Raw genomic sequence first — 12,350 nt, 5'->3', positions numbered from 1 at the left:
CACCCGCGTGAACAACCCTGCGGGTCAATACACCTAGTCGCCGACGCAATGCGAACCAGTCCGGGAAATTCTCTGTTTCCCCGAAAGAACGATTAAGTGCAACGGCGCAAAGAATATCGGCGCGGTATGCACCCGGCACCGCGCCCAGGCCGGCGATGGTCCCGTGCGGTCGCGGCCGGCCCTCAAACAGGGCGGCCCAGCTGCTCGGACGGGCTCTGGGCGGCCTCTCGGTCGCCGCGCGCGTCATCGAATGACGCCTGCCTCATCGAATGAGAAGAAAAAAGAAAAGGCAAGGAGCTCATCTCTCCTTGCCACTCTCAACTTATAGCACGAGGGGGGCCTTGCGGCAAGGCCCCCCTCATCGCGCAGAATCACCGGCCGAAGCCGAAACCGGGGAAATTGGGGGCTGTGATGGTGGACGTGATCGTGGTCGGCGGGGGACCGACCGGGATGATGCTGGCCGGCGAACTGCGGCTGCGCGGCATGCACGTGGTCGTGCTGGAGAAGCTGGCCGAACCGACCGGGCAGTCCCGCGCGCTCGGCCTCCATGTGCGCAGCATCGAGCTGATGGACCAGCGCGGATTGCTGGAGCGGTTCCTTTCGCTCGGTCGGAAGCACGAGACGGGCGGGTTCTTCGCCGGCATGGGCAAGACGTGGCCCGCCCGGATGGACACCGCGCATGCGTACGTGCTCGGCATCCCGCAGAGCGTCACCGAGCGCCTGCTGACCGAGCACGCCGCCGGCCTCGGCGCCGAGATCCGGCGCGGCTGCGAGCTGGTGGGGCTGAGTCAGGACGACGACGGTGTGACGGCGGAGCTGGCCGACGGCACACGGCTGCGCTCGCGCTACCTCGTGGCCTGCGACGGCGGCCGCAGCACCGTGCGCAAACAGCTCGGCGTGGGCTTCCCCGGCGAGCCCGCCAGGATCGAGACGCTGCTGGGCGAGATGGAGGTGGGCGTGCCGCCGGAGGAGATGGCGGCAGCGGTGGCCGAGGTCCGCAAGACGCAGTGGCGGTTCGGCACCATGCCCCTCGCGGAGGGGAGGTACCGCGTCATCGTGCCTGCCGAAGGGGTGTCCGAGGACCGTTCGGCGCCGCCCACCCTCGAGGAGTTCAAGCAGCGGCTGCGGCACTTCGCCGGCACCGACTTCGGCGTGCACTCGCCGCGCTGGCTGTCCCGTTTCGGCGACGCCACCCGGCTGGCGGAGCGCTACCGCGTCGGCCGGGTGCTGCTCGCCGGCGACGCCGCGCACATTCACCCGCCGACCGGCGGGCAGGGGCTCAACCTCGGTATCCAGGACGCCTTCAACCTCGGCTGGAAGCTGGCCGCCGAAGTGCGCGGCTGGGCACCGGAGGGACTGCTGGACAGCTACCACGCCGAACGGCGCCCGGTGGCCGCCGCCGTGCTGGACAACACCCGTGCGCAGACCGAGCTGCTGAGCTCGGAGCCGGGGCCGCAGGCCGTGCGCCGGCTGGTCGAGGAGCTGATGGACTTCGAGGAGGTGAACCGCTACCTGATCGAGAAGATCACGGCGATCTCGGTCCGCTACGACTTCGGCGAGGGCCACGAACTCCTCGGCCGGCGCCTGCGGGACGTGACGCTGAAGCGGGGTCGCCTCTACGAGCTGATGCGCGGCGGCCGCGGTCTCCTGCTCGACCAGACCGGCCGGCTGTCGGTGGCGGGCTGGGCGGACCGGGTCGACCACGTCGTCGACGTCAGCGAGGAACTGGACGTGCCCGCGGTGCTCCTGCGGCCGGACGGCCATGTGGCGTGGGTCGGCGAGGACCAGCGGGAACTGCTCGACCGGCTGCCGCGGTGGTTCGGCGCGGCGACAACCGGCTGAGCACGTCCCGTGTGACCCGATGAGGCGCCTGCCTCCTCGCGGGGCTGGCGCGTTCCGGGCGGCGGCGATCTACTCGCCGGCGTGGGCGAGTTCGATGTCGTGGTCGTCCACGCCGGTGCCCGAGACCGTCACCGACGCCGCCTGCGGCGGGTAACCCGTCGCGATGACGGTGTACGCACCGGTGTCCAGATCGGAGAAGGCGTACGCCCCGTCGAGGCCGGTCCGCGTCGTGGCGACCACGTTGCCCGCCGCGTCCACCAGGGTCACCCGCGCGTCGCTCAGCGGAGCGCCCGCTCCGCGCACCGTGCCCCGCACCTGCGCGCCGGGCCGCAACTCCAGCCCGACCCGGGTGGTCCCGGCACCGCCGACCTCGACGACCTGGGCCAGCGGGCGGTGCTTGGGGGAGTTGACCGCGACGGTCACCGGGCCGGGCACCAGGTCGGTGACGGTGAACTCGCCCAGCACGTCCGTGCGTGCGGTGGCCAGTACGTCCCCGCGCACGTCCGTCACGATGACGACGGCCTCGGTGACCGGCGTGCCGCCGTCCGTGGACCGCACCACACCGGCCAGGCAGCTGGTGCCGCTCAGCAGCACGTCGTACGCCACCGGCTCATCGGCCACGACGATCGTCGAGGCCTGCGGCTGGCAGCCCTCCGACGAGGCGACGAGCACGTACGAGCCGGCGCCCGGCGCCCCGAGGTCGTACGCCCCGTCGTCCCGCGAGACCGCCCGCCCGAGCTGCTTTCCGCCGAGCGAGATCAACGTCACGGCGGCCCCGGCGACCGGCATCCGCTCGGCGCCCAGAACCCGCCCCCGCACGGGGATCCCGGTCACCGCGACCGGTCCCTCGCTCGCCGCCCCCGCCGCCATCTCGGTCGCCCGCGCCGCCTCGGTCGCCCCCTCCACCGCCCCGGCCGCTCCCTCCGCCACCCGCTGCCGCGGAATGAACGACGCGACGGCGAAGGCGAGCAGCGCGGCCCCGGCCCCGATGGCCAGGACAACCCTGAACCCGTTCTGGGACGGCAGGGCGGTCTGCCCGAAGGCCGTCGTCATCTGCGCCAGGACGACCCCGGCCACCGCGCTTGCGGTCGACGTACCGATGGACCGCATGAGTGTGTTGAGGCTGTTCGCCGCGCCCGTCTCCGAGGCGGGCACGGCGCTCATGATGAGCGCGGGCATCGCACCGTAGGTGAAGCCGATACCGGCGCCGATGACGCAGGTGACGAGCACGAAGTGCCAGACCTCGGACATCAGCACGATGTTCAGCCCGTACCCGGCGGCCACGACGAGGGCGCCGATCATCAAGGTGATCTTCGGTCCCCTGGCCTTCGACAGGGCGGCGGAGACCGGCGCCGTGGCCATCATGACCAGGCCGGACGGCGCCATCGTCAGACCGGCGACGAGCAGCGACCTGCCGAGCCCGTAGCCGGTCGCCTCAGGCAACTGCAAGAGCTGCGGAATGACGAGGGACATCGCGAACATCGCGAACCCGACCGCGATGGACGCGAGATTGGTGACCAGCACCTGACGGCGGGCGGTGGTGCGCAGGTCGACCAGCGGTTCCCGGACGCGCAGTTCCCACCAGCCCCACACCAGCAGGACGACGACCGCCGCCGCGAAGAGACCGAGCGTGGTGCCGCTGCTCCAGCCCCAGTCGGCACCCTTGGAGATCGCCAGCAGCAGACACACCAGCCCCGCCGCCATGCCGGCGCCGCCGATCAGGTCGAAGCGCCCGCCGGTGCGTACCGCCGACTCGGGCACGATTGCCGGCACCAGCACGAGGGCGACGACACCGAGCCCGGCCGAGGCCCAGAACAGGGCGTGCCAGTCGAAGTTGTCCGCGATCAGCGCGGCGGCGGGCAGCCCGAGGGCGCCGCCGACTCCGAGGGAGGCGCTCATGAGCGCGGTCGCCGAGCCGAGCCGCTCGGCGGGCAGTTCGTCCCGCATGATGCTGATGCCGAGCGGGATCACACCGGACGCGAGGCCCTGCAGTGCCCGTCCGACGATCATCGGGGCGAGCGAGTCGCTGAGCGCGGCGGTCACCGACCCGGCCACCAGCATGACCAGGCTGATCAGAAGCATCCGCCGCTTGCCGTACATGTCGCCGAGCCGCCCCGTCATCGGGGTGGCGACGGCGGCGGCGAGCAGCGTGGCGGTGACGGCCCAGGCGGTGTCCGACGCCGGGGCGTTCAGCAGCCGGGGGAGCTCCGGGACGATCGGGATCACCAGGGTCTGCATCAGCGAGACCACGATCCCGCCGAAGGCCAGGACCGCCACGACGGCGTTCGCCCGCGGTGCGGCGGTCCTCCCGTCGTCGGCGGATCGGGGAAGGGCTTGGGACATGGCCGGGCCTCCGTAGGGGGCGTCAGGGACAGCGCGACCCGTCCAAACTAAGCCAATTGATTGACTTAAGCAATTAATTCCGGATGGAGGCACCGTACGCCCGGGTGGAGGCACCGTACGCAGACGGAGAAGACAGCGAGACGGGCCACAGGCATACGCGAGCCGCCCCCGCGGCACACTGGCCCCATGTCCTCCCGACGCAGAACCTGCCCCGAGTGCCGTCGCGAGATCGCCGTCGTCGCCGGGCGGTACGCGCGCCACGACCCGCCCGGCGCCCGGGAACACGGCGAACTCACCTCATGCCCGGGCTCCCGCCGCCACGCCCGGCTCGGCCCCGAACAGCCCTCCCTGGACGGCTACGCGGTGCCCGACTTCCCCGGCCAACTGCCCTTGTTCTAGGGGGCGTCCCGGCGGCGTCAGTTCCCCGCCACCGACTTCACCGCCACGGACACCGGAGCCGGCCCGCTGATCAGCTCCAGCGTGAGGCCGGCCGTCGCGGGTGTGTCCACCAGCTCCGCCAGCACGGCGGCCACGTCGTCACGCGGAATCGGCCCGCGGCCCGTGTGCGCCTCCAGGCGCACGAGGCCGGTGCCGGCGTCGTCGGTGAGCTGACCGGGGCGCAGGATCGTCCAGTCCAGGGCGTCCAGCCCGCGCACGTACGCGTCCGCCTCGCCCTTGGCACGCAGGTACACGTCGAAGATCTCGTCACCCTGGTGCCGCGGATCGGCGCCCATGGACGACACGATCACGAAGCGCCGTACGCCCGCCTTCACCGCCGCGTCCGCGAAGAGGACCGCCGCGGCCTTGTCCACCGTGTCCTTGCGGGCCGCCCCGCTGCCCGGGCCCGCGCCCGCAGCGAACACCGCCGCGTCGGCACCCCGCAGCCGCTCCGCGACCTCGTCCACGGACGCCGACTCCAGGTCGAGCACGACCGGTTCGGCACCGGCCTCCCGCAGATCGTCGGCCTGTTCGGCCTTGCGGATGATCCCCGCGACCTCGTCTCCGCGCGCGGCGAGCAGTCGCTCCAGCCGCAACGCGATCTGACCATGACCACCAGCGATGACAGTGCGCATGCCTTCGACCGTACGCCCGGACAGCCCCATCCGCCGCACGACTTGAGCCACACCCCCACGTCACACCCGACGCCACCCCCTGACCCACACCCCGACGTCACACCCGACGCCACCCCCTGACCCACACCCCGACGTCACACCCGACGCCACCCCCTGACCCACACCCCGACGTCACACCCGACGCCACCCCCTGACCCACACCCCGGCGCCACGCCCGACGCCACCCCCTGACCCACGCCCCGGCGCCCCACCCGCCACGAGTCCTACGACGGGCCCTACGACAAGCCCTACGACAACTGCCCCCGCCCCTGCCGCGGCAGCCCCAGCTCCACCGAAGCCGCCGAACTGCAGTACTCCCGCACCGCGCTGGTCCGCGCCACCACGAGCCCCCGGTGCACCACCACCCGGCTGTACGCCAGCGACAGCGCTCCCGCGAGCCCGTCCCCGCGCACCGCGAGCAACTCGGCCGGGAAACCCGCCTCCACCCGCACCTCCGGCAGCCCCAGCACCACCCGCGCCGACCCGCTCACCGCGTCGTACGCCTCCTCGGGCGACAGGCCGTAGCGCGAGGCCAGCAGGAACGCCGCCTCCAGCGGGTCACCGCGGCCCACGGGGTTCGACACGTCCCGCAGCGCCCCGCTCCCGGCGGCCACCCGCACCCCGGCCGCGCGCAGCAGCCGTACCGGAGCCGCGCCCCGCCGGTCCACGCCACCGCAGCCGCCCTGCGGCAGGCACACCACCGCCACCCCGGCCGCCGCCAGCTGGTCCGCGGTCCGCGAGGCCACCTCGGAGGGCAGCCGGCCGAGATCGCCGCACGGGCTGAGGGTCACGCCGGGACGCAGCCCGCCCGCCATCGCCGCGAGCCTTGCCAGCCGGGCCGGATCCCCGGCGTCCGTGTGCAGGTCGACCGGGCAGCCGTGCTCGGAGGCCACCTCCAGGACCGCCTCCACGTACCCCGTCGGATCCGGGTCGAGATCCGGTCGGCCGCCCACCACCGAGGCGCCCATCTTCACCGCGTCCCGCAGCACCGCCAGCCCGTCCGCCCCGGCCACCCCGGTCAGCACCCGGGGCATCGCCACCGTCGTCAGCTCGGCCAGCCCCCGCAGCGCCCGCCGCGCCTGCAGTACGGCCTCCAGCACGCCCAGCCCCTGGACGTCCCCCACCCGCACGTGGGCCCGCACCGCCGTCGCCCCGTGCGCGAGCTGGAGCAGCGCGGCCTCGGTCGCGCGGCGCTGGACGTGCTGGGGCTCGTGCGAGACCGGGCCCCCGGCGGTGGCCGACAGCGCCGTGTCGGCATGGGCGTGCGGCTCGACCGGGGCCGGCAGCAGCAGATAGCCGCCGAGATCCACTCGCGCCCCGCACGCGCGCGTGCCGCCCGCCGCCAGGCTGCCGGCCGTGCCGACCGCCTCGATCCGCCCGCGGCCCAGCCGTACGTCCACGGTCCGGCCGTCGGTGAGCCGTGCCCCGCACAGCAGCAGCGACGACGGGTCGGCCGGACCCGGCGAGGACGACGGGGGCGGCGGTGGCTGCGGCTGGCTGTCGGGCATCGCGCTCCTGGGGCTCGGCTGCGGACGCGAGGACGCATGATCACTCAGAGTGAGTCGAGCCTAGGACGGCCTCCCGCCCGGAGCGGGGAGGAGCGCAATAGTCGTACCGGCGTGGTCCGTCGTACGGAACCGGAGGCACACGCGAGGTTGCTGTGAGGGCAGTGCGTGTGGCCCGGGCGGGTACCCCGAAACGGATTTGGGCGAACGGCGGCGGAGCGTGTAATGTCTTCATCGCTCGCCCCAATAGCTCAGTCGGCAGAGCGTCTCCATGGTAAGGAGAAGGTCAACGGTTCGATTCCGTTTTGGGGCTCTGGTGTGAACGGTTCCCGTCGCGAGGCGGGGCCCACCACATCAAAGCGGTGTAGCTCAGTCGGTAGAGCAAGCGGCTCATAATCGCTGTGTCACCGGTTCAAGTCCGGTCACCGCTACTGACAGTAGCCGATTGTGGGGTCGGTCCTTCGATCGGCTACTCTTCTTGCGTTAAACAGTCCATCCGTTCGTCTTAGGAGCACTCACGTGGCTGCCACCGACGTCCGCCCGAAGATCACGCTGGCCTGCGTGGAGTGCAAGGAGCGGAACTACATCACCAAGAAGAACCGGCGTAACAACCCGGACCGTCTTGAGATGAAGAAGCACTGCCCGCGTTGCAACGCGCACACCGCGCACCGCGAAACGCGATAAATCAGGCTCGTACGCGAGGCCGTTCCCGAGTGATCGGGAGCGGCCTCGCGTCGTTGAAGGACCCGTACCGTTCAGTAGCGCAACCAGGAGGTGCCGGGCCATGGCGCTCGACCAGTCCTTCGTGGGGCGGACGTACCCGCCCACCGAGCCCTACGAGGTGGGCCGGGAGAAGATCCGTGAGTTCGCCGAGGCGGTCGGGGACGCCAACCCGGCGTACACGGACGCGGAGGCCGCCAAGGCGCTCGGCCACCCCGACGTGATCGCGCCGCCGACCTTCGTCTTCTCGATCACCTTCAAGGCCGCCGGGCAGGTCGTCCAGGACCCCCAGCTCGGCCTGGACTACAGCCGAGTGGTACACGGCGACCAGAAGTTCGCCTACCGCCGTCCGGTCCGCGCCGGCGACCGGCTCACGGTCACCTCCACCATCGAGGCGATCAAGTCCCTCGCGGGCAACGACATCCTGGACATCCGCGGCGAGGTCCACGACGAGGCCGGCGAGCACGTCGTGACCGCCTGGACCAAGCTCGTGGCCCGCGCGGCCGAGGAGGCGTGAGCGATCCCATGACGGCGAAGATCTCCTACTCCGACGTCGAGGTCGGCACCGAACTGCCCGCGCAGACCTTCCCGGTGACCCGCGCGACCCTCGTCCAGTACGCGGGCGCCTCCGGCGACTTCAACCCGATCCACTGGAACGAGAAGTTCGCCAAGGAGGTCGGCCTGCCGGACGTCATCGCGCACGGCATGTTCACCATGGCCGAGGCGATCCGCGTGGTCACCGACTGGGCCGGCGACCCGGGCGCGGTCGTCGAGTACGGCGTCCGCTTCACCAAGCCCGTGGTCGTGCCCAACGTCGACAAGGGCGCCGAGATCCAGGTCAGCGGCAAGGTCGCGGCCAAGCTCGACGACAACACGGTCCGCGTGGACCTGACGGCGACGAGCGCCGGGCAGAAGGTGCTGGGCATGTCGCGTGCGGTCGTGCGGCTGGCCTGAGACGGCAGATTGCCGGGTAAGGGGCGTCCTCCATCGCGGGGCGCCCCTTACCCGTATGCGATCAGCGGCAGCCGCTTGACGTAGTTAGTGATTGAGTACTAACTTACTCGCATGGTCAGGATGAGCGCGGAGGAGAGGCGCGAGAGCGTCATCCGTGCGGCGATGATCGAATTCGCCCGCGGTGGCTACCACGGCACGTCGACCGAGGCGATCGCCCGACGGGTCGGGGTCTCGCAGCCGTATCTCTTCAGGCTCTTCCCCGGCAAGAAGGCGATCTTCCTGGCGGCGGCCGAGCGGTGTGTGGAGGACACGATCCGCACCTTCGCGGACGCCTCGGAGGGGCTCGAGGGCGAAGAGGCCCTGCACGCCATGGGGAACGCGTACACCAAGGTCATCGCGGAGCGGCCCGAGCGGCTCATGATGCAGATGCAGATGTACGTCGCGGTGAAGGCCGCCGAGGAAGAGGGCGACCACGAGTTCGGCGAGTCGGTGCGCGCCGGCTGGATGCGGCTGTGGGACACGGTTCACCTGCCGCTGGGTGCCGACGTCAACGAGACGACGACCTTCATGGCCTACGGGATGCTCGTCAACTGCCTGGCGGCCATGGGCTTCCCTCCCGAGCACCGCGTCTGGGAGGGGCTGTACCCGTCGGCGCGGCTCAAGGGCCGGTTGGAGATCTGACAGGGAAGGCGAGAGTGCTGCGCTTTTTTCATGATCTCGAAAGTTAGTGGTCAATAACTAACCGATCAAGCGAATCACCTCTCTGGGGGAGAGATGTCACAGCAGACAGCACGCCGCGGGGGAGCCGCCTGGGCCCTCGTCATCACCAGCGTCGCCGGATTCATGGCGGCCCTCGACAATCTCGTCGTCACCACCGCCCTGCCCTCCATCCGCGAGGACCTCGGCGGGGGTCTGCACGATCTGGAATGGACCGTGAGCGCCTACACGCTCACCTTCGCCGTCCTGCTGATGTTCGGCGCGGCCCTCGGCGACCGGTTCGGCCGCCGCCGGCTCTTCACCGCCGGGCTCGCGGTCTTCACCGGCGCCTCCGCCGCGGCGGCCCTGGCACCCGGCATCGACTCCCTCATCGCCGCCCGCGCGATCCAGGGCGTCGGCGCGGCGGTGATGATGCCGCTCACGCTCACCCTGCTCACCGCGGCCGTGCCCGCCGCCAAGCGGGGCATGGCGTACGGCATCTGGGGAGCAGTCAACGGACTCGCCGTCGCCTCCGGGCCGCTGGTCGGCGGCACCCTCACCGAGCACATCTCCTGGCAGTGGATCTTCTGGCTGAACGTCCCGCTGGGCCTGGCCCTGCTGCCCCTCGCCCGCCTCCGCCTCGCCGAGTCCCACGGCACCGGCGCCCCGCTCGACATCCCCGGCACCCTGCTCGCCAGCGGCGGCCTCTTCGGCATCGTCTACGGCCTGGTCCGCGGCCCCGTCGACGGCTGGACCGGCTCGATGGTCCTGACGGGCCTGTTCGCGGGCTCCGCGCTGCTCGCCGGATTCGTCCTCTACAGCACGCGCGCCGCCAACCCCATGCTCCCGATGCGGCTGTTCCGCTCCCGGGCCTTCTCCGGCATCAACGCGGCGAGCCTGCTGATGTTCCTCGGCATGTTCGGCTCGATCTTCCTGCTCAGCCAGTACATGCAGGGGGTCCTCGGCTACTCGCCCACCGAGGCGGGCCTCAGGATGCTGCCCTGGACCGGCATGCCGATGCTGGTCGCCCCGATCGCCGGCATCCTCGCCGACCGCATCGGCGGCCGCCCGGTCGTCGCCGCGGGCCTGTTCCTCCAGGCCCTGGGCCTCGGCTACATGTCGGTCGTGGCCACGGCCGACGCCTCCTACGCCGCCCAGCTGCCCGCCCTGCTCGTCAGCGGCATCGGCATGGCCCTGTTCTTCGCCCCCGCCTCGCACCTGGTGATGTCCAGCGTCCGGCCCTCGGAGCAGGGCATCGCCTCCGGTGCCAACAACGCCCTGCGCGAGGTGGGCGGAGCGCTCGGCATCGCGGTCATGGCGTCGATCTTCGCGGCACAGGGCGGCTACGAGACCGGTCAGACCTTCGTCGACGGCATGCGCCCCGCTCTCGTGACGGGCTCCGCGGTGGTCGCCCTCGCGGGCGTCGCAGCCCTGCTGATCCCGACCCGGCGACGCACCGAGCGGCAGGCCGTCCCGGCCGAACCGGCACCCGTGCTGGAGACCGCTTCCCACTGACCCCGACGACCCGAAGGAGGAACAGCATGCCCACCCTTCCCTGGACCGTCCCCAACACCCCGCCCCGCGACACCGAGGTGCACGTCTTCGCCTCCCGCTTCGAGACGCGCACCCTGTGGGGAGCGCTGAAGTTCCTCGCCGGGACGCCCGCCGTCTGGCGCCAGGTGCGCCGCAGCCCCGGCGTCTACGGGGCGACTCTGAAGGCCAAGCCCTTCAAACGGACCTTCTGGACGCTGTCCGCCTGGGAGTCGAAGGCCGCACTCCAGGACTTCGTCCGCACGGGCGCCCACGGACCCGCTGCCCGGGGCCTGGCCCCGCAGATGAGGGACGCGAGCTTCACCACGTGGCAGGCGAGCAGCGACGACCTCCCGCTCTCCTGGTCGGAGGCGCTGCGCCGCCTGCCCTGAACGACACCACGCGCGCGTGCGGCCCTCGTCTCCCGGACGGGGGCCGCACCCACGCGTGCCGGAGCCGGTCAGTGCCGTCTCGTACTCTTGAGCCCGTGCAGGAACTCCACGACGCCCCTCTCGCCCCGCTGACCACCTTCCGGCTGGGCGGCCCCGCGACCCGCCTGATCACCGCGACGACGGACGACGAGGTGATCGCCGTCGTACGCGAAGCCGACGAGACGGGCACCCCGCTGCTCCTCATCGGCGGCGGCTCGAACCTGGTCATCGGCGACAAGGGCTTCGAGGGCACCGCCCTCGTCATCGCCACCAAGGGCTACTCCCTCGACGGCACCAGGCTGGAGCTGGCCGCCGGCGAGGTGTGGACCGACGCCGTCGCCCGCACGGTGGAGGCGGGCCTGGCCGGCATCGAGTGCCTGGCCGGCATCCCCGGCTCGGCGGGCGCGACCCCCATCCAGAACGTCGGGGCGTACGGCCAGGAGGTCTCCTCGACGATCACGGAGGTCGTCGCCTACGACCGCCGGACCGGTGAGACGGTCACCCTGGCCAACGAGGACTGCGCCTTCTCCTACCGCCACAGCCGCTTCAAGTCCGACCCGGAGCGATACGTGGTCCTGCGCGTCCGCTTTTCCCTGGAGGACGCCGGCGGTCTCTCCGCCCCCCTCAGGTACGCCGAGACGGCCCGTGCCCTCGGTGTCGAAGCCGGCGACCGCGTCCCGCTGGCCTCGGCCCGTGACACGGTTCTCAAGCTGCGGGCCGGCAAGGGCATGGTCCTGGACCCCGAGGACCACGACACCTGGTCGGCCGGGTCCTTCTTCACCAACCCGATCCTCACGGACACCGACTTCGCGACGTTCCGCGCGCGTGTGCGTGACCGGCTCGGAGACGGGGTGGAGCCGCCCGCGTATCCGGCCGGTGAGGGCCGTACCAAGACCTCCGCGGCCTGGCTGATCGACAAGGCGGGCTTCACGAAGGGGTACGGCGACGGGCCGGCCCGTATCTCCACGAAGCACACGCTGGCCCTCACGAACCGGGGCTCGGCGACCACGGAGGATCTGCTCGCCCTGGCCCGCGAGGTCGTGTCCGGGGTCCGCGAGGCCTTCGGGATCACGCTGGTGAACGAGCCGGTGACGGTCGGGGTCAGCCTGTAGGCACCCTGCACCGGTACCGAGGCCGGGCGGGCCCGCAGCCCGGCGGTACGGGGCGCCGCTGTGCCCACCCGTGCCGCCCCAGCGGCACGACTGCCCGCAGCTAGG

At 71.7% G+C, this 12,350-nt stretch carries 12 protein-coding genes and 2 tRNA genes; 11 read left to right on the top strand and 3 right to left on the bottom strand.

Annotated elements, in window-relative coordinates; all coding sequences use genetic code 11:
- Nucleotides 1-411 precede the first annotated feature (411 nt).
- On the top strand, nt 412-1,842 hold the full coding sequence (rox, locus tag GTY47_RS07640; RefSeq protein ID WP_010036837.1) for a rifampin monooxygenase: 1,431 nt from the start codon (nt 412-414) through the stop codon (nt 1,840-1,842).
- A gap of 69 nt (nt 1,843-1,911) precedes the next feature.
- Here the strand turns inward: rox and GTY47_RS07635 are convergent, their stop codons facing one another.
- The gene (locus GTY47_RS07635; RefSeq protein WP_010036835.1) at nt 1,912-4,185 is read right to left on the bottom strand and encodes an MFS transporter; all 2,274 of its coding nucleotides are present in this window, start codon (nt 4,183-4,185) and stop codon (nt 1,912-1,914) included.
- 186 nt (nt 4,186-4,371) lie between these two features.
- Between GTY47_RS07635 and GTY47_RS07630 the strand changes: the two genes are divergently transcribed.
- Complete coding sequence (locus GTY47_RS07630; RefSeq protein WP_010036831.1) at nt 4,372-4,584, top strand: hypothetical protein; 213 nt, start codon at nt 4,372-4,374, stop codon at nt 4,582-4,584.
- A gap of 17 nt (nt 4,585-4,601) precedes the next feature.
- Here GTY47_RS07630 and GTY47_RS07625 read toward each other — a convergent pair whose 3' ends face one another.
- Both GTY47_RS07625 and GTY47_RS07620 read right to left on the bottom strand, forming a co-directional pair.
- Nucleotides 4,602-5,258, bottom strand: coding sequence for an NAD(P)H-binding protein (locus GTY47_RS07625; protein WP_010036829.1), 657 nt, complete (start codon nt 5,256-5,258; stop codon nt 4,602-4,604).
- Between the two features lie 287 nt (nt 5,259-5,545).
- On the bottom strand, nt 5,546-6,805 hold the full coding sequence (locus GTY47_RS07620) for an amidohydrolase family protein (protein WP_010036827.1): 1,260 nt from the start codon (nt 6,803-6,805) through the stop codon (nt 5,546-5,548).
- Between the two features lie 237 nt (nt 6,806-7,042).
- Between GTY47_RS07620 and GTY47_RS07615 the strand changes: the two genes are divergently transcribed.
- From GTY47_RS07615 to GTY47_RS07575, 9 genes are all read left to right on the top strand, one after another.
- Nucleotides 7,043-7,115, top strand: a tRNA-Thr gene (locus tag GTY47_RS07615).
- Nucleotides 7,116-7,160: 45 nt separating this feature from the next.
- Nucleotides 7,161-7,233 (top strand) — tRNA-Met (locus tag GTY47_RS07610).
- Nucleotides 7,234-7,321: 88 nt separating this feature from the next.
- Nucleotides 7,322-7,486 (top strand): 50S ribosomal protein L33, encoded by a 165-nt coding sequence (gene rpmG / locus GTY47_RS07605; protein ID WP_003948671.1) that lies wholly within the window; start codon nt 7,322-7,324, stop codon nt 7,484-7,486.
- Between the two features lie 100 nt (nt 7,487-7,586).
- Entirely contained in the window at nt 7,587-8,039 is a 453-nt protein-coding gene (locus GTY47_RS07600) for a MaoC family dehydratase N-terminal domain-containing protein (protein ID WP_010036815.1), read from the top strand.
- Nucleotides 8,040-8,047: 8 nt separating this feature from the next.
- Entirely contained in the window at nt 8,048-8,476 is a 429-nt protein-coding gene (locus tag GTY47_RS07595) for a MaoC family dehydratase (protein WP_010036813.1), read from the top strand.
- Nucleotides 8,477-8,587: 111 nt separating this feature from the next.
- On the top strand, nt 8,588-9,157 hold the full coding sequence (locus tag GTY47_RS07590; RefSeq protein WP_010036811.1) for a TetR/AcrR family transcriptional regulator: 570 nt from the start codon (nt 8,588-8,590) through the stop codon (nt 9,155-9,157).
- 93 nt (nt 9,158-9,250) lie between these two features.
- Nucleotides 9,251-10,687 carry an MFS transporter gene (locus GTY47_RS07585; RefSeq protein ID WP_010036808.1) on the top strand — a complete coding sequence of 479 codons (1,437 nt, stop codon included), beginning with the start codon at nt 9,251-9,253 and terminating at the stop codon, nt 10,685-10,687.
- 26 nt (nt 10,688-10,713) lie between these two features.
- Nucleotides 10,714-11,094, top strand: coding sequence for a hypothetical protein (locus tag GTY47_RS07580; RefSeq protein ID WP_010036807.1), 381 nt, complete (start codon nt 10,714-10,716; stop codon nt 11,092-11,094).
- Nucleotides 11,095-11,165: 71 nt separating this feature from the next.
- Nucleotides 11,166-12,245 carry a UDP-N-acetylmuramate dehydrogenase gene (locus tag GTY47_RS07575; protein ID WP_267880836.1) on the top strand — a complete coding sequence of 360 codons (1,080 nt, stop codon included), beginning with the start codon at nt 11,166-11,168 and terminating at the stop codon, nt 12,243-12,245.
- The last annotated feature ends 105 nt before the right edge of the window (nt 12,246-12,350 follow it).

Source organism: Streptomyces sp. SID5464, from assembly GCF_009862985.1.
GTDB classification, from domain to species: Bacteria; Actinomycetota; Actinomycetes; order Streptomycetales; family Streptomycetaceae; genus Streptomyces; species Streptomyces chartreusis_D.
The sequence above is the reverse complement of the archived record's forward strand: the minus strand, read 5'-3'. Positions and strand labels throughout refer to the sequence as shown.

What these genes read in the sequence shown, in the direction of transcription:
- rox (WP_010036837.1), top strand. Translation starts at nt 412, where the DNA reads ATGGTGGACGTGATCGTGGTCGGCGGGGGACCGACCGGGATGATGCTG.
- GTY47_RS07580 (WP_010036807.1), top strand. Translation starts at nt 10,714, where the DNA reads ATGCCCACCCTTCCCTGGACCGTCCCCAACACCCCGCCCCGCGACACC.
- GTY47_RS07600 (WP_010036815.1), top strand. Translation starts at nt 7,587, where the DNA reads ATGGCGCTCGACCAGTCCTTCGTGGGGCGGACGTACCCGCCCACCGAG.
- GTY47_RS07620 (WP_010036827.1), bottom strand. Translation starts at nt 6,805, where the DNA reads ATGCCCGACAGCCAGCCGCAGCCACCGCCGCCCCCGTCGTCCTCGCCG.
- GTY47_RS07625 (WP_010036829.1), bottom strand. Translation starts at nt 5,258, where the DNA reads ATGCGCACTGTCATCGCTGGTGGTCATGGTCAGATCGCGTTGCGGCTG.
- GTY47_RS07635 (WP_010036835.1), bottom strand. Translation starts at nt 4,185, where the DNA reads ATGTCCCAAGCCCTTCCCCGATCCGCCGACGACGGGAGGACCGCCGCA.
- GTY47_RS07630 (WP_010036831.1), top strand. Translation starts at nt 4,372, where the DNA reads ATGTCCTCCCGACGCAGAACCTGCCCCGAGTGCCGTCGCGAGATCGCC.
- GTY47_RS07590 (WP_010036811.1), top strand. Translation starts at nt 8,588, where the DNA reads ATGGTCAGGATGAGCGCGGAGGAGAGGCGCGAGAGCGTCATCCGTGCG.
- GTY47_RS07595 (WP_010036813.1), top strand. Translation starts at nt 8,048, where the DNA reads ATGACGGCGAAGATCTCCTACTCCGACGTCGAGGTCGGCACCGAACTG.
- GTY47_RS07585 (WP_010036808.1), top strand. Translation starts at nt 9,251, where the DNA reads ATGTCACAGCAGACAGCACGCCGCGGGGGAGCCGCCTGGGCCCTCGTC.